Here is a 16815-nt window from a genome sequence, read left to right as displayed (position 1 = left end):
CTCCCTCCTCTCGTGCTCGGTCGGGCCAGTCGACCCGAGGTGTCGAACCGGTTCGACGGTACGGACGACCGGACCGCCTCCGGTGGTCAGGTCACGGGCGCGCCGCTCCGGCCGCGAGCGCCCCGTCGGCGACGCCGGCGGTCCGGCCCACCAGGTGGGTGAGCGCTCCGTCACGCAGGAACACGGGCACGACGTCCAGCGGCGCGTCGACGACGACGGTGGTCCCGCCGTCGTGCACCTCGCCGGTCGCGGCGTCGGTCCAGGACGCGCAGGCCGGCAGGTGCACGGGGCGCTGCCGCGCGCCGGGGGCCAGCACGGGGGCGACGAGCAGGTCGGGCCCGAGCAGGAACTGGTCGTCGACCTCCCACGCCCGGGGGTCGTCGGGGAACTCGTGGAAGAGCCCGCGCATCGCGGGCTGGCCGTCGAGGTGCGCGGCCCGCATCACCTCGCGGACGTAGGGGCGCAGCACCTCACGCAGGTGCACGTAGCGTTCCAGGACGCCGTACACCTCGTCGCCGAAGCTCCACAGCTCGTTCGGCCCGCCGGAGCGGAGCCGCCGGGACCCGTCGGCCGCGGTGACGTCCTCGTACGGGAGCCGGTCGCCGTGCAGGCGCATGACCGGGCTGAAGGCACCGAGCTGGAACCAGCGCACCAGCAGCTCGTGGAAGGCCGGGTCGCTCACGTCCCCGGCGTGGAAGCCGCCGATGTCCGTGGTGAACCACGGGATGCCGGCCACGCCCATGTGGATGCCCGCGGTGACCTGGCGTGCCAGGTCCTGCCAGGTCGAGGAGATGTCGCCGGACCACACGAGCGCGCCGTACCGCTGGCTGCCGGCCCACGCGCACCGCAGCAGGTTGACCACGTCGGTCTCGCCGTCGGCGGCCTGGCCCTCGAAGAACGCCCGGGCGAAGGCCTGCGGGTAGAGGTTGCCGACCTGCTGGTAGGACCCCAGATGGGTCCGGTAGGCGTCGTAGTCGTAGACGCCGAGCTCCGGCTCCGCCTCGTCCAGCCAGAACGTGCGGATCCCGTACTCACCGTAGTTGCGTCGGCACGTCTCCCACAGCCACTGCCGCGCCTCGGGGTTCGTGACGTCGAGGAACGCGCTCGGGCCCTCGAAGGACATCTGGACGTCGAGGCCACGATCGGCGCGCACCAGCATGTTGTGCTGCCGCAGGAACGCGAAGTTCTCCGAGGACAGCGCGACCTGCGGCCACACCGACACCATGAGCTCGACGCCGAGCTCGTCCAGCTCGGCCACCATCGCGGCCGGGTCCGGCCAGAACTCCTCCTCGAACCGGTAGTCGCCCATGTGCGGCCAGTGGAAGAAGTCCGCGACGATCACGTCGAGCGGCAGCCCCCGACGACGGTGCTCGCGCGCCACCTCGAGCAGCTGCTCCTGGTTCCAGTAGCGCAGCTTGCACTGCCAGAACCCGAGCCCGCGCTCCGGCATCATCGGGGCGTGCCCGGTGACGTCGGCATAGTTCCGCGCGATCGCGCCCGGCGTGGCACCCGCCGTCACCCAGTAGTCGAGCTGCCGCGTGGACTCCGCGTGCCACTCGGTGCGGTTGCGGGCGAACGTCGCCCGCCCGATCGCCGGGTCGTGCCACAGGAACCCGTACCCCGCGCTGGAGACGACGAACGGCACGGACGCCTGGGAGTTGCGGTGCGCCAGCTCGAACGTGGAGCCCTTGAGGTCGAGGACGTGCTGCTGGTACTGCCCCATCCCGGCCAGGTGCTCGTCCGGGTCCGCCTCGAACGCCGCGGTCAGGGCGTACCCGTCGCCGCCGAGATGCGGCCGGAAAGCCCGCGCGCGCAGGTCGAGCGAGCCGCCGCGGCCCAGCTCGCGGAACAGCAGCCGCCCCTCGGCGTCGTAGAACGCCAGGTCGCAGCGGAACACCTCGTAGCCGACCGGGTCGTGGAACCACGACGACGCCGTGAGCTCGACCCGGATCCCGCCGTTGACGAGGGTGGCGCCGTCCGGGCGGAGCTCGACCCGCGCGTCGTCGTGCGCCTCCGGGTCCGGGGGCAGCAGCGCCCAGTCGGTATCCTCGACGTCGCCCATGACCGTGGCGCGCACCCGCACGGAGTCACGTCCCCACGGCTCGACGACGAGGACCTCGCCGCCGCCACGCCAGACGAGCCGGTCGCCGTCGGCCCGGACGGGAGGTGCGGGGTGGGTGGTCACTGGGAGCCTCCTTCAGGCACGCGAGCCTCTTCGGGCACGAAGACGCGCATGGTCGACGGGCCGCGCTCGGCCCAGCGGTGGTACGGCACGAGCGGGAGCTCGGGCAGCTCCGCCCCGGGCTCCGCCGACCCCGGCGGGCCGGAGGTGAAGGGCGGGCGTCCGGAACCGCCGTCGGGCAGCGGTGCGGTGCGGGCGTGCACGATCGCCCCGTCCGCGTGCGCGCGCGGCGCGACGCTGGTGTCGAGACGGACGCTCTCCACCGGGACCCCGCCCGGCAGGTCCACCGACTCCAGGCACAGCACGAGCGGGCCGCGCTCGACGGCGACCGTGCCGCGGGCGGCGTCCACGCGCGGGTCCGGCCAGGTCAGCCGCGGCCCGACGGGCAGGTCGAGGACGACCACGTCGCCCACCGCGAGCGCCGCGGGGGCCGCCACCCAGCCCGGGGCCGCGGGACGTGCCGCGCCCTCGCTCCCGGTCGACGACGCGCCCGACGACGTCGCGAGCGTCGCGCCGTCGGCCCAGTGCGGGACCCGCAGGCGCAGCGTCACGGGGGTCGCCGGGACGCCCACGACCTCGACGCGCACCGTCCCCGTCGTCGGGTAGCCGGTGTCGACGCGCAGCGCGAGCTCGCCGTCGCCGACCGCGACGCGGACGTCGCCCGCCGCGTACTGGGCCAGGGTGACGACCGCCGCGCCGTCGTCCGGGCCGCCGACGTCGTCGACGAACGCCGCGTACGTGTGCCACGAGGCGAGGGTGCGGGCCACGTTGGTGGGGCAGCACGACACGTCGAACCACGGCGCCCGGGCACCGCCCTCGGCGCGCGGGTTCACCGCGTCGGGCTGCATGGGCGCGCCCTCCTCGCGCTGCTGCAACGGGTTGGCGTAGAAGAACGCGCGGCCGTCCGTCCGTGGCGAGGTGGCGACCACGTTGAAGAAGGTTCGCTCGATGAGGTCGGCGTACCGCACGTCGTCGGTGGCCAGCAGGAGGCGCCACGAGACCATGACGGACGCGATGCCCGCGCACGTCTCGCAGTAGGCCCGGTCGGGCGGCAGCTCGAAGTCGTCGCCGAACCCCTCGTCCTGGTGGCGCGATCCCATGCCCCCGGTGAGGTACGTGCGGCGCTCCACCGTGCGCGTCCACTGCCGCTCGACGGCGGCACGCAGCTCGGCGTCACCGGTGTCGACGGCGACGTCGACCGCCCCGGCCGCGAGGTACAGCGCGCGCACCGCGTGGCCGCGCCACACGTCGGCCTGGCGCACCGGGACGTCGTCCTGGAAGTACGCGGGGCTGAGCAGCGCGATCGGGGCGAGGGTGCCGTGCCCGCGCCGCTCGACGAACAGGCGGGCCTGCTCGGTGTACCGCGGTTCGCCGAGCGCACGGCCCAGCTCGGCGAGCCCGACCTCGATCTCGGGGTGCCCGCAGATGCCCTGGCGGCCGTCCGGGCCGAACTCCCGGCAGACCTGGTCGGCGGCGCGGCGGGCGACCTCGACCAGCAGGTCCTCGCCGTGGGTCCGCACCCGGGCGACGGCCGCCTGCAGGAGGTGGCCGGCGCAGTACAGCTCGTGGCCGGCCGACAGGTCGGACCAGCGCGCGGGCTGGGCCCTGTGCCCGTAACAGGTGTTGAGGTAGCCGTCGTCGTCCTGGGCCGCGGCCACCCGCGCCACGACCTGCGTCCACAGGGCCTCGACGGCAGGGTCGCCGGTGCGGCCCAGCTCCCAGGCCGCCGCCTCGAGCAGCTTGTAGACCTCGGAGTCGGAGAACTGCCAGCCGGGCCGGGTGACGCCGGGCGTCCCGGCTGTTCCGTCAGTGACTCGGTCGAAGTTGGCGAGCCAGCCGAGCCGTTCCATCCAGTCGAGGCAGTGCTGCAGGGTGGCGCGCGCGTTGGTCTCCTGGAGCTCGCCCCAGAATCCGCCGTCCAGCGCCAGCTCGCCGATCCCGAGGCCACGGCGGCTCCCGCCGGGCGCCACCGGGCGGGCGAGCACGCCGCTGCTGATGAGGGTGTCTGTCACGTCGATGTCCTTCAGTCCTTGACGGCACCGGCGGTCACACCGGCCGCCACGTAGCGCTGGGCGACGACGAGCAGGATCGACGCCGGGATCGAGGCGACGACGGCGGTCGCCATGATCGCGTTCCACTGCGTGGTGTTGTTGCCGATGTAGTTGTAGATGCTGAGCGTGATCGGGATGAGGTCGCCGTTGCGGTTGAGCGTCGAGGCGAAGATGAAGTCCGACCAGGCCCACAGGAACGCGAACAGCGACACGGTGAGGATCGAGTTGCGGCTCATGGGCAGCACGATCGCCACGAACGTCCGCCACGCCCCGGCGCCGTCCACGCGGGCGGCCTGGAGCAGCTCGCGCGGGATGCCGGACATGAACGCCGTGAAGAGCAGCACCCCGAACGGCACCGCGATCGTGGAGTCCGCCACGATGAGCCCCGGGACCGTGTTGAGGAGCCCCAGGTTGTTGTAGACCGCGTAGAAGCCCATCGCCATGACGACCGCGGGGATCATCTGGGCGACCAGCAGCAGGAAGTTGAGGGTGCGCCCGCCCCGCAGGTGCAGCAGCGCCAGCGCGTACCCGGCCGGGGCGGCGATCACCACGGTGAGCACGACCGAGCCGAGCCCGATGAGGAGGCTGGTGCCCAGGGCCGGGAGCTGCTGGTCGAACACCGCCTCGTACCCCTCGAACGTGGGGTTCCAGGGGAACCAGTGCGGGGGGTCGGCCCGCAGGTCACGCGTCTGCGTGAAGGAGACGTTCACCATCCAGTAGACGGGGAACAGCATCAACGCGGTGAAGACGAGGCCCAGGAGCGTCTTCCACCAGATCTTGCGCTCGGTCATGACGAGGCCTCCTGGCGCTGCTGGAGGCGCAGGTGCAGGAAGCCGAACACCAGCGCGATGACGATGAGCAGGTTGCCGACGGCGGCCGCCGGCGAGAAGTCCGGCTGTCCGGTGCCGAAGGCCTCGCGGTAGGACCAGATGGCGAGCGTCGTGGAGGCGTCGCCGGGCCCGCCGGTGGTCATCACCCAGATCACGTCGACGACCTTCAGGGTGTAGATCAGCCCCAGCAGGATCGTGATGGCCGAGACCGGGCGCAGCAGGGGGAACGTGATGGACCAGAACTGCCGCCAGGCGCCGGCGCCGTCGAGCGACGCGGCCTCGTAGACCTCGCCGGGGATGTTCTGCAGCCCCGAGTACAGGATCACGAGGTTGAACGGGATGCCCAGCCAGATGTTGGCGATCGTCACCGACAGCAGCGCCGTGTCCGGCGAGGTGAGCCAGTTGATCTGCTCGCCGCCGAACGCGGTGATCGCCGAGTTGACGATGCCGTTCTCGCTGTTGAGCATCCAGGCCCAGGTCGAGGCCGACACGATCAGCGGCAGCAGCCACGGGACGAGGAACATCGCGCGCAGGGTGCTGGACAGCCGGAAGCTCGACCGGAAGAACACGGCCAGTGCGAGGCCGATCGTGAACTGGAAGGCGATCGACCCGAACGTGAACACGAAGGTGTTCCACAGGGCCGTGGGGAACGTCGAGGAGCTGAAGACGTCGACGTAGTTCTGCAGCCCGACGAACTCGGCGTCGCCCTGCACGAACGCACGGATCGTGTAGTCGTGCACGGACAGGTCGATGTTGCGCCACAACGGGTAGGCGTAGAAGAGCACGAGGTACACCAGGAGCGGTGCGGCGAAGCCCACCGCGGCCCACTGGCTCGAGCTCAGCGTCCGTCGGCGCCGGCCGCCGGGCGGCGCGGCGGGCGTGGTGCCCGCCGCGCCGCGCGGCGCTCCGCGCGACCCGACGTCTGCCGGGGTGCTGGTCATGAGAGGTCCTTCTCGACGGTCGCGCTCAGGACGAGCGCGGGTGGTGTGGCTGAGGGGCGGAGGCCCGTCAGCTCGTGGCGGCCTCGGCCTCGGACTGCGCGGTCTCGAGCGCCTCCTGCGGGGTGGCCGCGCCGGACAGCGCGTTCTGCACGGCGGTCCACAGCGCTTCGGAGATCAGCGGGTAGTCGGTCCCGAGACCGTCGCTGGTGCGGCCCTTGGCGCTCTGCACGGCCTCGACCCAGGGGGTAAGGTCCGGGTCCCCAGAGTCTTCAGTGAGCAGCTGCTCCTGGCCCTCCGCCGTCGGCGGGATGTAGTACGCGAACGTGTTCGCCGTCTCGACGAATCCCTCCGGCGTGGTCATGCACTCGACGATCTCGCGCGTCACGTCGTAGCGAGCCGTGTCCTCCTGGACCGGGGCGACGATGAACTCGCCGCCGGTCGGCGCGGGGGCCACGCCGCCGTCCTTGCCCGGGAGCTGGACGAGGCCGGTCTCGAACTCGGCCTCGGCCGCGCTGTTGACCTGCCAGGTGCCGTTCTCGGCGAAGGCGAAGTCACCGGTGAGGAACTCCTCCCACACCGTGTTCTGCGAGTTGTTGATGACGGTGTTGGGCGCGTAGCCCTCGTCCAGCCAGCCCTTCCACAGCTCGAGGGCCTCGACGGCCTCCGGGGAGGACAGGTCGGTGAGGTCGGCGCCGGAGCCCCAGAACCACGGGAGGAACTGGAACGAGCCCTCCTCGGTGCCGATGCCCGCGAACGTGATGCCCTTGTGGCCGGCGTCGGTGACCTGCGCGAGCGCGGCGGTCAGCGAGTCCCAGTCGGTGATCGACGCCGGGTCGACGCCGGCGTCCTCGAGGACCTCGGCGTTGTAGTACAGCGAGAGCGTGTTGGCGCCGATGGGGATGCCGTACGCGCTGCCGTCCACGACGCCTGCGTCGAGCAGGTTCTGGTCGATCGCGGACGTGTCCAGGCCGAACTCCTCGACCGTGGTCAGCATGCCGGTGTCGGCGAGCGTGGACACGGCGGGGTTGTCGATGAGGATGACGTCGGGCGACGTACCCTCCTGGGCCGACAGCAGCGCCTGGTTGGTCAGCGCCGTCGTGTCGTAGGCGGTGCGCTCGATGGTGACGCCCGCGTCCTCGCCGCAGGCCTGGACGCGCGCCTCCCAGTCGGACGAGCCGTCGTGCTGGGGGTACGGGTCCCACCAGGTGTAGGTGCCGCCGGCGGCGTCTCCGGATGCTCCGTCGGAGCTGCCGGACCCGTCGTCGGACGAGCAGGCGCCGAGGACTCCGACGAGGGCGAGGGCCGCTGTGGCCGAGAGGGCGGTGCGGCGGCGGGTGACGGGAATCATGTGTTCCTCCTTGAACGGAAATGCGTGTCGAACCGGTTCGATGATGGGCGGCGAGAGAGCCACCCCGGAAGGTGGTGCAGAGAATCAGTCCCCTCGCGGGGGCGCTGTGCTCCCCCGGTCGACCAGCTCGGGCGAGACGAACCGGACGACGTGCGGTTCGTCGGGGCCTGCCTGCCCCTCGATGCGCCGGACCAGCTCACGCACGGCCATGCGGCCGAGCCGGTCGGGCGCACTCTCGATCGAGGAGTACGGCAGGGAGAACGTGCGGGCGAACTCGTCCGAGTAACGCCCGACGACGGACAGGTCAGCCGGCGCCGTGAGCGTGCGCTCGTGGAGCACGGTCGGCAGCGCGGCGGCGGCGGCCTCGTTGTTGACGAGCAGCCCGGTGGCGTGGGGGTAGGCGTCCAGCAGACCGTGCAGGTCGCGCCCGACCTCCGGCTGGTGCGCCGAGCCGAACTCGGCGTGCAGCGTGATGCCCCGGGCGCGCGCCGCCTCGACGGCGGCGTTCTGCAGGCGCCACACGTAGGCACCGCCCCGCTCGACGACGTGCTCGGGCTGCGAGACGAGCAACAGCTCGCGGTGCCCGAGCCGGTGCAGGTGGTCCACCATGAGCCGGCCCGCGTCCTCGAAGTCGAGGTCGAAGACGTCGACGCCGGTGCAGTCGGCGGGCAGGCCGACGAGCGCGCCCGGCTGGGGCGCCTCGCGCAGGATCGGCAGGCGGTCGTCGTGCTCGGCGACGTTGAGCAGCACGATCCCGTCGACCATGCGGGAGTTCGTCATCCGCCGCAGGGCGTTGCGGCCGTCGGCCTCCGTGGACAGCAGGATGTCGTAGCCGAGCTCGCGCGCCGTGTTGGAGACGCCGAGCATGTACTGCAGCATGGCCGGGGCGAACTCGTCCTCGAGGAACTGGGCCAGCAGCCCGACGACGCGGGTCTGGGAGGTGGCGAGGGCACGGGCACCGGCGTTCGGCGTGTACCCGAGGTCGCGGACGGCGGCCTCGACTCGGCGACGGACGTCGGCCGAGATGGTGCGCTTGCCGGACAGCGCGTACGACGCCGTGCTGCGCGACACCCCCGCCACGCGAGCGACGTCCCCGATGGTGGCCACCGTGCCTCCAGATCTCCGTTGAACTTTGCGAACCGGTTCGACAGTACATCGCCCTCCCGCGGTCACGCAAGGGTGAGAATCTGGCTTGTTTCCGGCAGCAATCGTTCTCCGTCGTCGAACCGATTCGCGCCTCCCCTTCCGTTGTGGGTGCACGACACGCCGGTGGGCCGGTCGGCCCGACCGCGTGTCGTGCACCCACAACGGGAGGGGGTCGGCCTGTGGACAACCGGCGGCGCGTGTCGGTCCCCTCCGTCAGGCTGTGGGCATGACCCAGGAGACGACGACCCCCGGCGCCCGATGCTTCGGCGACGGCATCCCGCTCTACGCCGAGTACCACGACACCGAGTGGGGACATCCCGTGCACGGCGAGGCGGAGCTGCTCGAGCGGATCGCCCTCGAGGGGTTCCAGTCCGGCCTGTCGTGGCTGACGATCCTGCGCAAGCGCGACGCGTTCCGCGAGGTCTTCGAAGGGTTCGAGCCGGAGCGCGTGGCCGCCATGACGCCCGACGACGTCGAGCGGCTCCTGGGCGACGCGCGCATCGTGCGCAACCGCGCCAAGATCGAGGCCACGGTCGCGAACGGGCGCGCCGTCCTGGCGCTGCACGAGTCCGGACGCACCCTCGACGAGCTCTTCTGGTCCTTCGCTCCCCCGGCCCGTGCCGAGCGGGTCGCCACCTGGCAGGACGTCCCCGCCGTCACGGACGAGTCGAAGGCGCTCGCCAAGGCGCTGAAGAAGGAGGGCTTCCGGTTCTTCGGCCCGACGACGGCGTACGCGGCCATGCAGGCGTGCGGTCTGGTCGACGACCACCTCGCCACGTGCCCGTCCGTCGCAGGGAGCTCACCGGCCGGCTCCTGACGGCGTCACTGCTGCTCGTGCGTCGCGTCCGGGTACGTCGGCGGGGGCACCCGTCCTCGGCAGCCTCGGGGCGCAGCTCGAAGTGCCAGGACTCGTTGCCGTAGACCTGGCACAGGCCGTAGGCGTCACCATGGCGGGACAGCCAGTCGATGGCGTCGTAGGGCGCGATGTCGACCGCTTCGCCGGTCACGTGCGAGGACGACTCCGCCGTGGCCACCCACCGGGCAGCCTCCTCCTCGGAGCCGTGCTCGTCGATCGCCTGCTCGAGGAGGTGGCTCTGGAAGCCGGCGGAGCGCCATCCGCTGTTGATCTGGATCTCGTACTCGTCGTCCGCGGCGTCCGCCGTCGCCCGACGCAGGGCGGCGAGAAGGTCCGCGTCGAGCCCCGCGATGCCCGGCAGCTCCTCGTCGAGGACCGTCGCGCCGTGCGGGAGGACGCCGTCGGCCTCGCCCGGCTCAGTGGTCTCGCCCTGGGCGCTGTCGAGGAACCGGACGGCGTCCGGCAACGCGTCGCCTGCGGACGGCGACGTCGAGAGGGCCACGGCGAGGCCGCCGAGGGCGCCCACCGCCAGGCAGGAGATCGCCAGGGTGACGAGGCCGCTCGTGCTGCGCTTCGACGTCCGTGCGTGCGTGGTGCTGGTCATGCGTCCAGCCAAGGAGGCCGGACGTTGCCAGGGCGTATCCACTTTTCGATAGGCCGGCGATATGCCCTTCCTCGTACCATCGACCGGGTGCGCGCGTTGATCGTCGAGGACGAGCCCTACCTGGCGGAGGCCATCCGTGACGGCCTGCGGCTGGAGGCGATCGCCGCGGACATCGCCGGTGACGGCGACATCGCCCTGGAGATGCTCTCCGTCAGCTCGTACGACGTCGCGGTCCTCGACCGCGACATCCCCGGCCCTTCCGGTGACGAGGTCGCCCGGCACATCGTGTCGTCGGCGAGCGGCATGCCGATCCTCCTGCTCACGGCGGCCGACCGGCTCGACGACAAGGCCTCCGGCTTCGAGCTCGGCGCCGACGACTACCTCACCAAACCCTTCGAGCTGAGAGAGCTCGTGCTCCGTCTCCGGGCGCTCGATCGCCGGCGTGCCCACCACCGACCGCCGGTGCAGGAGATCGCGGGCCTGCGCGTGGACCCGTTCCGCCGCGAGGTCTACCGCGACGGACGCTACGTCCCGCTCACCCGCAAGCAGTTCGCCGTGCTCGAGGTGCTCGTCGCCGCCGAGGGTGGCGTCGTCAGTGCCGAGGAGCTCCTGGAGCGGGCGTGGGACCAGCACGCCGACCCCTTCACCAACGCCGTGCGCATCACCGTCTCGGCGCTGCGCAAGCGTCTCGGCGAGCCGTGGGTCATCTCGACCGTGCCGGGAACGGGGTACCGCATCGAACCCGGCCCGGAGCCGGGCGGGGACAGCGACGTCGATGGCTAGGGCGCCCGGGACGAGCGTCCGCCTCAAGCTCACCCTCAGCTATGCCGGCTTCCTCCTGATCGCCGGCACGCTGCTGCTGACGGTGGTGTGGGTGTTCCTCCTGCGCTACGTGCCCGACGGCGCGATCCCCACCCGGGGCGGCTTCGTCCCCGACCGCTCGGACCTGGTCGACGCGTTCGTCCCCCGCGCCGTGCTCGCGCTGCTCCTGCTCCTGGCGCTCGGCCTCGTCGGAGGGTGGTTCCTCGCGGGGCGGATGCTCTCGCCGTTGGCCCGGCTCACGGAGGGCACGCGGATCGCCGCGACGGGAAGGCTCTCGCACCGCGTCCGCCTGGAGGGACGGCAGGACGAGTTCCGCCAGCTCGCCGACGCGTTCGACTCGATGCTCGCCCGGATCGAGGCGCACATGGCCGAGCAGCGGAGGTTCGCCGCCAACGCCTCCCACGAGCTCCGCACACCCCTGGCGACCACCCAGGCCCTGCTCGACGTCGCCCGCGACGACCCGGACCACAACCACGTCGAGCTCGTGGGACGACTCCGCACCGTCAACGCCCGGGCGATCGAGCTCACCGAGGCGCTGCTGCTGCTCAGCCGCGCCGACCAGCGCTCGTTCACCCCTGCACGGTTGGACCTCTCGCTGCTGGCCGAGGAGGCCACCGAGACGCTGCTCCCGCTGGCGGAGAGGCGCGGTGTCGCGCTGGAGACGTCCGGCGACGTCGCTCCCGTGGCCGGTTCCCGCACGCTCCTGCTCCAGCTGACCGTCAACCTCCTGCACAACGCGATCGTGCACAACAGCCCCGGGCAGGGGACGGTCTGGACCACCACCACCGCCCACCAGGACTCCGTGGCGCTGACGGTCGAGAACACCGGCGACGAGCTCGACCCGCACCTGGTCGCGACTCTCGCCGAGCCGTTCCAGCGCGGCGCGCGGCGTACCCGCACCGGCGACCACGCGGGTGTCGGACTCGGCCTCGCCATCGTCCGGAGCATCGTCGATGCCCACGACGGGACGCTGTCGATCGACCCGCGCCCCTCCGGCGGCCTGCGCGTCGTGGTCCTGCTGCCCGCCGTCCCAGCGCCGGGTGCGGTCCCCGCTCCCTAGCCGCCGACGTCTCCGGGCGACGCCTCGTGACCGGCACGGCCGTGGGTGCGGCGCTCCTGCTTCATCCGCGCCTCGGCCAGGTGCCGCACGCCACCGGCCAGCTCGTCCCGCGCGGCCTTCTCGTGCTCGCGGAACGCGTGCCAGTACCCGTCGTCGTAGTCCTCGACGATCTGGAACGTCCACCGACCGGCGATGACGTTGCGGCCGACGAGGTCCTCGGCGATCCGCCGGGCGACGTCGTCGTGGCCCGCCTCCCGCAGCTTGTCCACCGCGTCGCCCAGGGCGAGGTCGGCTTCCCCGGTGAGCTGGTGGAACGTGTAGAGGTGACCGCGGGCGCGCTCGACGGTCTCGAGCGCCTCGCTCAGCATGCCGAGCGCCTCGACGGTCGCGTCCGACACCCCGTCGGGGGTGGTGTGCCGGCCGTCGGGCAGGTCGGTGTCACTCATCGGAAGCATGCTGGCACGCCGCCGGTCTGCTCACCCGTCGGAGCGGTCGTCCGCCCGTCCGGCCCGGCGCAGCGCCGACCAGGCGCCCGTCGACCACAGCGCGGCGGCGACCAGCACGGCCTGGAACGGCAGGCGCGCCAGCCGCTTGGCGTCGGTGTCCAGCCCGAACCCGTCCTTGCCCTCGAGCCACTGCGCCACGTTGCCGGGGAAGATCACCACGAAGAACGCCGCGGCGACCAGGCCCACGGCCACCTTCCACCGCGAGAGCACCACCAGCGAGCCGCCGATGACAATCTCGACCACGCCGGACGCCAGCACGGTGACGTCCTCGTCGACGGGGAACCAGCCGGGCACCTGGGCCTGGAACTCCTCCCGCGCCACGGTGAGGTGCGTGGCGCCAGCACCCGCGAGCGCCAGCCCGAGCACGATCCGCGTCAGTGTGCGCGGCACGGACGTGCGAGGTGCGGGCCGGGTCAGCACGGAGAGGTCCATGCCGGCGATCGTCGCACCGTGCGGCCGGGGTCGCGACCTGGTCTGATGGGCAGGTGGAGGGCTTCTGGTGGGGACTGCTGGGCAGCTCGTCGCTGGTCGTCGGCGCGCTGCTGGTGCTGTGGCGGACACCGAGCAGGCGGCTCACCGGGCTGATCATGGCCTTCGGCGCGGGTGTCCTCATCAGTGCGGTCGCCTACGACCTCGTCCAGGACGCGGCCGAGTCGGCGAGCGGCTGGCTCCTGCTCGCCGGCCTCGCGGCCGGGTCGCTGACGTTCTTCGTCGGCGACCTCCTGATCGACCGCTCCGGCGGCGACCACCGCAAGCGCTCGTCGGGCGCCCAGAGCCAGGGCTCCGGCGGGGCCATCGCGCTCGGCACCGTGCTCGACGGCGTCCCGGAGTCCGTGGTGCTGGGCTCCACGCTCGTCGGGGGCGGTGGGGTGAGCGTCGCCGTGCTCGTCGCCGTGTTCGTCTCCAACCTCCCGGAGGCCATGGCCGCGACGGTGGGGCTGCGCGAGGCCGGCATGTCGAGGGGGCGCCTGCTCCTGCTGTGGGGCGGCACGACGCTCGTGTCGGCGGTGGCCGCCGGGGTCGGCTACGCAGCCCTGGCCGGCGCACCCCCGGAGATCCTCGCCGTCGTGCAGGCGTTCGCCGCCGGGGCGCTGCTGACGATGCTCGTCGACACCATGATCCCCGAGGCGACCGAGCACGGCGGGCCGGTGACCGGCCTGGTGACGGTGCTCGGGTTCGCGGCCACCTTCGGGCTCTCGGCGGTCGGGTGACAGGTCGCGACATCCGTCAGGACGTGGACAATCGGGGCATGGTCACCCACACGCCGCACCCGTCGCAGCGGCCGCACCTGGCGGCGGTGGTCGAGGACCGCTTCTACGCGGCCGCCGGTTGGTTGCTCGCCCGGGCGGGCTGGCGGCCACGCATCGAGGCGTACACCGGCTACGGCACCGAGCATCGCGTACGGGTGCTGGCCCGGGTCCTGCTCGCGCCGCCGGGCCGGGACGCCGCCGACCACGCCTACCGGGCCGGGCGCCGAGGGTTCCGGCACTTCCTCACCGTGCCGGCGCCCCGCCGTCGCGTCCGGGTCGAGGTGGGTGGCACCCGCGAGACCGTGCGCACCGACCGCGCGGGCTACATCGACGTGCAGGTGGACGTCCCCGCCGACCGGCCGTTGCCCGCGGGGTGGCAGCACGCACGGTTGGTCGACACCGACGTGCTCCCGACGTCGGACGGCTCCCGTCGTCCGGAGCACGAGCCGGCCATCGACGCCCCGCTGCTCGTCATCGACACCACCACCCGGTTCGGCGTGGTCAGCGACATCGACGACACGACGATGGTCACCTCCGTGCCGCGCCCGCTCCTGGCGGCGTGGAACACGTTCGTGCGGCACTCCAGCAAGCGACGCGCGGTCGCCGGGATGCCCGAGCTCTTCCGCGCGCTGCAGACGGCGCACCCGCAGGGTGCCTTCGTCTACGTCTCCACGGGTGCGTGGAACACCGCGGCGACGCTCCGGGCGTTCCTCGCCCGCCACGCCTACCCGCCCGGCCCGTTGCTGCTCACCGACTGGGGTCCGACGATGACCGGGTGGTTCCGCAGCGGCGAGGCGCACAAGAACGCCAGCCTCGACCTGCTGATGTCCTGGTTCCCGCACGTGCGGTGGCTCCTCGTCGGGGACGACAGCCAGCACGATGTCGGCGTCTACGCCCGCGCCGTCGAGCGTCGGCCGGGCCAGGTGGCGGCGGTCGCGATCCGTCAGGTCGGGCACGCCGGGCCGCACCCGGCAGACGGGCCCGCGACGGGGGCGCCGGCCGGCGTGCCGACGGTCACCGGACCCGACGGCGCGGAGCTGGCCCGTCGGCTCGCCGAGGTCCCCGGGGTGCTCGGCCCATGAGCCCCGCGAGGCGTGTCGGACCCGGCTGGCACACTCGCCCCATGTCACCGAGAGAGATGATCGAACGCCTCGCCGCGGTCATCGACGGTCATCGCTGGGACGAGCTGCCGGGCCTGCTCCATGCGGACTTCACGTGCCGGCTGGTCCACACCGGCGAGACGTTCGACCGCGACGCGTGGGTCAGGCTGAACGCCGACTACCCGGGGTTCGAGCGCTTCGAGCTCCTCGACTGCGTCGCCGAGGGAGACCGCGCGGTCTCGCGTGCCCATGTCACCGGGACCACAGCGGGCGAGCGGCAGCACTTCGAGGTCGCGACGTTCGTCACGGTACGTGACGGCCTCCTCGCCGACATGACTGAGGTCTGGACGGACGTCGACCAGACGCCGCCGGAGGGCGCACGGCCGCAGCAGGCGGCGGGCGCGGCTCAGCGCAGCTCGTAGAAGCGCCAGAAGCCGAAGTCCTCGATCGGCAGCTCCTCGGTGCTGGCGAACCCGGCCTCGCGGGCGTACCGCTCCACGACGTCGCGCCGCACGACCGTGCCGGTACCGATACTGCCCGGGTGGCTGAGACTGTCCGGCAGGCAGCACAGCACGCTGAACCCGTAGAGCGCCCGCTGGACGAGGTCGGCCGGTGCGGTGAGCTCGTCGTCGGCGGCCTCGTCCATGACGACGACGGTTCCGCCGTCGGTCAGCGAGGCCCGGACGGCGGAGAGCACCTCGACCGGGTACGGCATGTCGTGCAGGCACTCGAAGAGGAAGACGACGTCGTACGGTCCGCCCTCGACGTCCTCACCGGCGCTGTGCACGAGCTCGACGTTGTGGACACGCGCCGCCACCGCGTTGGCGCGCGCCCGCTCGACCGACGGGGCGTCGATGTCGATGCCCACCACCCTCGCGTCGGGATAGGCGCGGCCCAGCGCGATCGTCGACCAGCCGTACCCGCAGCCGACGTCGGCGACCACCGCGCCCGGTCGGCCCAGCGCGGCGTGCAGGTGCGCCACCTCGGCCAGCCTGCCCGGCAGCACGTGCTCGAACCACGGCCGGTTCATGTCGGCCTGCCCGCTCCGCGCGTCGTCGCCGAGCTGCTGCCACGAGACGCCGCCGCCGCGACGAGCCGGACGAACGGTGCCAGGTAGTCCGTGGAGGTCGTGCCGGTGAAGACGGCGACGCCCTCGGCATCGAGCTCGAACCGACGGTCGTCCACCGCACGCCCGCCCGCGCCGTCGCCGGCGTCGTCGGCCGGGCCGCGCACGGTGAGGAACCCGGCCGCCGCCTGCTGCTCGCACCACTCGCGCGCGTAGCGGTGCTGCGAGTGCGTCCGGTCGGCGAGCTCGGCCGGCGTGAGCGGGCCGCCCGCGGCCAGCTCGCGGTACCAGCCGAGCCGGTCGCCGAGGTAGATCGACAGGCCCTCCATCATCGCGACGCCGGTCTCGAAGACGCGATCCGCCAGGAGTGGTGTGGTCATCTCTCGATGGTGCGCCCGGGACGGGCGGACGTGATCGCGACCAGCGGGTGAGAACCGGTCGTCCGCCGTTCTCACCCGTCAGACCGGGTAGGTCACCACACCGCCCGGGCCCACCGACGGCGTCGCGCCCCAGCGCCCCAGCTCGTGCGGCTGCGGGCGGCCGCCGTTCAGGAGGTGCACCACCCGCCAGCCGCGCGCCGTCAACGTGTTGGCGACGAGCAGGCGGTGGCAGCGCCAGGGCATCGGCTCGCCGCACAGGACGGCGACGCGGCGCTCACGGGCCAGGGCGGCGAGACGGGCCAGGCCGGACTCGTACTCGGGCGTCAGGGTGTGGTCGGCGTAGTTCTTGAAGCTGACGTTCTGCCAGCCGGCGTTGAGGTCCGGGTCGACGTCCCGCTGCTTCGGCCGGCGTCCGGCCAGCTCGGTGAGGTACTCGTAGCCGATGCCCGCGGCCGCGAGCCAGTCGGTCATCTCCTCGGCGTCGAACTGCGGGCTGCGGCGCGACCCGGGCATCCGGCGCACGTCGGCCACCAGCTCCACGCCGGCGGTCCCCAGGGTCTCGAGGAACTCCTCGCGCGGGCAGGTCCAGTGCCCGACCGTCCAGATCTCGCCCGGCGACGCGTCCATCGACGACCTCCTCACGCTGCGGCCACCTCATCGTAGGTCGGTGCCG

General features: G+C 72.7%; 17 protein-coding genes and 1 pseudogene. 6 read left to right on the top strand and 12 right to left on the bottom strand.

The genetic code is table 11. The features are described 5' to 3' along the window. Nucleotides 1–91 precede the first annotated feature (91 nt). The 6 genes from AC3RJ8_RS00535 to AC3RJ8_RS00510 form a co-directional block, all read right to left on the bottom strand. Nucleotides 92–2185 (bottom strand): glycoside hydrolase family 31 protein, encoded by a 2094-nt coding sequence (locus tag AC3RJ8_RS00535; RefSeq protein WP_489714027.1) that lies wholly within the window; start codon nucleotides 2183–2185, stop codon nucleotides 92–94. Continuing rightward, entirely contained in the window at nucleotides 2182–4194 is a 2013-nt protein-coding gene (locus AC3RJ8_RS00530; RefSeq protein WP_489714026.1) for a glycoside hydrolase family 127 protein, read from the bottom strand. The genes AC3RJ8_RS00535 and AC3RJ8_RS00530 overlap by 4 nt, the downstream gene beginning before the upstream one ends. Before the next feature lie 11 nt (nucleotides 4195–4205). Beyond that, complete coding sequence (locus tag AC3RJ8_RS00525) at nucleotides 4206–5024, bottom strand: carbohydrate ABC transporter permease (RefSeq protein WP_489714025.1); 819 nt, start codon at nucleotides 5022–5024, stop codon at nucleotides 4206–4208. Next, nucleotides 5021–6004, bottom strand: a complete 984-nt coding sequence (locus AC3RJ8_RS00520; protein ID WP_489714024.1) for a carbohydrate ABC transporter permease — start codon at nucleotides 6002–6004, stop codon at nucleotides 5021–5023. Before AC3RJ8_RS00520 ends, AC3RJ8_RS00525 begins: the two co-directional genes overlap by 4 nt. A gap of 67 nt (nucleotides 6005–6071) precedes the next feature. After that, nucleotides 6072–7352: a sugar ABC transporter substrate-binding protein gene (locus AC3RJ8_RS00515; RefSeq protein ID WP_489714023.1), complete on the bottom strand. Its 1281-nt coding sequence runs from the start codon at nucleotides 7350–7352 to the stop codon at nucleotides 6072–6074. Between the two features lie 84 nt (nucleotides 7353–7436). Next, nucleotides 7437–8459 (bottom strand): LacI family DNA-binding transcriptional regulator, encoded by a 1023-nt coding sequence (locus tag AC3RJ8_RS00510; protein WP_489714022.1) that lies wholly within the window; start codon nucleotides 8457–8459, stop codon nucleotides 7437–7439. Between the two features lie 265 nt (nucleotides 8460–8724). Here AC3RJ8_RS00510 and AC3RJ8_RS00505 point away from each other — a divergent pair, with 265 nt between their 5' ends. Beyond that, complete coding sequence (locus tag AC3RJ8_RS00505) at nucleotides 8725–9315, top strand: DNA-3-methyladenine glycosylase I (RefSeq protein ID WP_489714021.1); 591 nt, start codon at nucleotides 8725–8727, stop codon at nucleotides 9313–9315. Nucleotides 9316–9439: 124 nt separating this feature from the next. Here AC3RJ8_RS00505 and AC3RJ8_RS00500 read toward each other — a convergent pair. Next, nucleotides 9440–9958 (bottom strand): annotated as a pseudogene (locus AC3RJ8_RS00500) (D-alanyl-D-alanine carboxypeptidase family protein); the annotation flags it as partial. Between the two features lie 87 nt (nucleotides 9959–10045). Here AC3RJ8_RS00500 and AC3RJ8_RS00495 point away from each other — a divergent pair. Both AC3RJ8_RS00495 and AC3RJ8_RS00490 read left to right on the top strand, forming a co-directional pair. Then, nucleotides 10046–10741 carry a response regulator transcription factor gene (locus AC3RJ8_RS00495; protein WP_489714020.1) on the top strand — a complete coding sequence of 232 codons (696 nt, stop codon included), beginning with the start codon at nucleotides 10046–10048 and terminating at the stop codon, nucleotides 10739–10741. Continuing rightward, nucleotides 10734–11840 carry a sensor histidine kinase gene (locus tag AC3RJ8_RS00490; protein WP_489714019.1) on the top strand — a complete coding sequence of 369 codons (1107 nt, stop codon included), beginning with the start codon at nucleotides 10734–10736 and terminating at the stop codon, nucleotides 11838–11840. The genes AC3RJ8_RS00495 and AC3RJ8_RS00490 overlap by 8 nt, the downstream gene beginning before the upstream one ends. Here AC3RJ8_RS00490 and AC3RJ8_RS00485 read toward each other — a convergent pair. After that, nucleotides 11837–12286, bottom strand: a complete 450-nt coding sequence (locus AC3RJ8_RS00485) for a hypothetical protein (protein ID WP_489714018.1) — start codon at nucleotides 12284–12286, stop codon at nucleotides 11837–11839. The genes AC3RJ8_RS00490 and AC3RJ8_RS00485 overlap by 4 nt on opposite strands. Before the next feature lie 30 nt (nucleotides 12287–12316). Then, nucleotides 12317–12778, bottom strand: coding sequence for a DoxX family protein (locus AC3RJ8_RS00480; RefSeq protein WP_489714017.1), 462 nt, complete (start codon nucleotides 12776–12778; stop codon nucleotides 12317–12319). Between the two features lie 53 nt (nucleotides 12779–12831). Here AC3RJ8_RS00480 and AC3RJ8_RS00475 point away from each other — a divergent pair, with 53 nt between their 5' ends. The 3 genes from AC3RJ8_RS00475 to AC3RJ8_RS00465 are packed head-to-tail and all read left to right on the top strand — an operon-like array spanning nucleotide 12832 to nucleotide 15118. Next, nucleotides 12832–13557, top strand: a complete 726-nt coding sequence (locus tag AC3RJ8_RS00475; RefSeq protein WP_489714016.1) for a ZIP family metal transporter — start codon at nucleotides 12832–12834, stop codon at nucleotides 13555–13557. A 38-nt stretch (nucleotides 13558–13595) separates the two neighbouring features. Next, nucleotides 13596–14678, top strand: a complete 1083-nt coding sequence (locus tag AC3RJ8_RS00470; RefSeq protein ID WP_489714015.1) for an App1 family protein phosphatidate phosphatase — start codon at nucleotides 13596–13598, stop codon at nucleotides 14676–14678. A 41-nt stretch (nucleotides 14679–14719) separates the two neighbouring features. After that, nucleotides 14720–15118 carry a nuclear transport factor 2 family protein gene (locus AC3RJ8_RS00465; protein ID WP_489714014.1) on the top strand — a complete coding sequence of 133 codons (399 nt, stop codon included), beginning with the start codon at nucleotides 14720–14722 and terminating at the stop codon, nucleotides 15116–15118. Here AC3RJ8_RS00465 and AC3RJ8_RS00460 read toward each other — a convergent pair. The 3 genes from AC3RJ8_RS00460 to AC3RJ8_RS00450 form a co-directional block, all read right to left on the bottom strand. After that, nucleotides 15103–15726, bottom strand: coding sequence for a class I SAM-dependent methyltransferase (locus AC3RJ8_RS00460; protein ID WP_489714013.1), 624 nt, complete (start codon nucleotides 15724–15726; stop codon nucleotides 15103–15105). The genes AC3RJ8_RS00465 and AC3RJ8_RS00460 overlap by 16 nt on opposite strands. Continuing rightward, nucleotides 15723–16142, bottom strand: a complete 420-nt coding sequence (locus tag AC3RJ8_RS00455; RefSeq protein ID WP_489714012.1) for a hypothetical protein — start codon at nucleotides 16140–16142, stop codon at nucleotides 15723–15725. The genes AC3RJ8_RS00460 and AC3RJ8_RS00455 overlap by 4 nt, the downstream gene beginning before the upstream one ends. 78 nt (nucleotides 16143–16220) lie before the next feature. Next, nucleotides 16221–16769 carry a DUF488 domain-containing protein gene (locus tag AC3RJ8_RS00450; RefSeq protein WP_489714011.1) on the bottom strand — a complete coding sequence of 183 codons (549 nt, stop codon included), beginning with the start codon at nucleotides 16767–16769 and terminating at the stop codon, nucleotides 16221–16223. Nucleotides 16770–16815: the final 46 nt, after the last annotated feature.

Source organism: Isoptericola sp. MSGPD8_1_ISO-PGPR-S23-394 (assembly GCF_058072785.1).
Note: the sequence above shows the minus strand (reverse complement) of the source record. Positions and strands in the feature narration are given on the sequence as shown.

Excerpts from the sequence above, each read along its gene's own strand:
- AC3RJ8_RS00525 (WP_489714025.1), bottom strand. The coding sequence starts at position 5,024 with ATGACCGAGCGCAAGATCTGGTGGAAGACGCTCCTGGGCCTCGTCTTC.
- AC3RJ8_RS00520 (WP_489714024.1), bottom strand. The coding sequence starts at position 6,004 with ATGACCAGCACCCCGGCAGACGTCGGGTCGCGCGGAGCGCCGCGCGGC.
- AC3RJ8_RS00515 (WP_489714023.1), bottom strand. The coding sequence starts at position 7,352 with ATGATTCCCGTCACCCGCCGCCGCACCGCCCTCTCGGCCACAGCGGCC.
- AC3RJ8_RS00505 (WP_489714021.1), top strand. The coding sequence starts at position 8,725 with ATGACCCAGGAGACGACGACCCCCGGCGCCCGATGCTTCGGCGACGGC.
- AC3RJ8_RS00490 (WP_489714019.1), top strand. The coding sequence starts at position 10,734 with ATGGCTAGGGCGCCCGGGACGAGCGTCCGCCTCAAGCTCACCCTCAGC.
- AC3RJ8_RS00485 (WP_489714018.1), bottom strand. The coding sequence starts at position 12,286 with ATGAGTGACACCGACCTGCCCGACGGCCGGCACACCACCCCCGACGGG.
- AC3RJ8_RS00480 (WP_489714017.1), bottom strand. The coding sequence starts at position 12,778 with ATGGACCTCTCCGTGCTGACCCGGCCCGCACCTCGCACGTCCGTGCCG.
- AC3RJ8_RS00470 (WP_489714015.1), top strand. The coding sequence starts at position 13,596 with ATGGTCACCCACACGCCGCACCCGTCGCAGCGGCCGCACCTGGCGGCG.
- AC3RJ8_RS00465 (WP_489714014.1), top strand. The coding sequence starts at position 14,720 with ATGTCACCGAGAGAGATGATCGAACGCCTCGCCGCGGTCATCGACGGT.
- AC3RJ8_RS00460 (WP_489714013.1), bottom strand. The coding sequence starts at position 15,726 with ATGAACCGGCCGTGGTTCGAGCACGTGCTGCCGGGCAGGCTGGCCGAG.
- AC3RJ8_RS00455 (WP_489714012.1), bottom strand. The coding sequence starts at position 16,142 with ATGACCACACCACTCCTGGCGGATCGCGTCTTCGAGACCGGCGTCGCG.
- AC3RJ8_RS00450 (WP_489714011.1), bottom strand. The coding sequence starts at position 16,769 with ATGGACGCGTCGCCGGGCGAGATCTGGACGGTCGGGCACTGGACCTGC.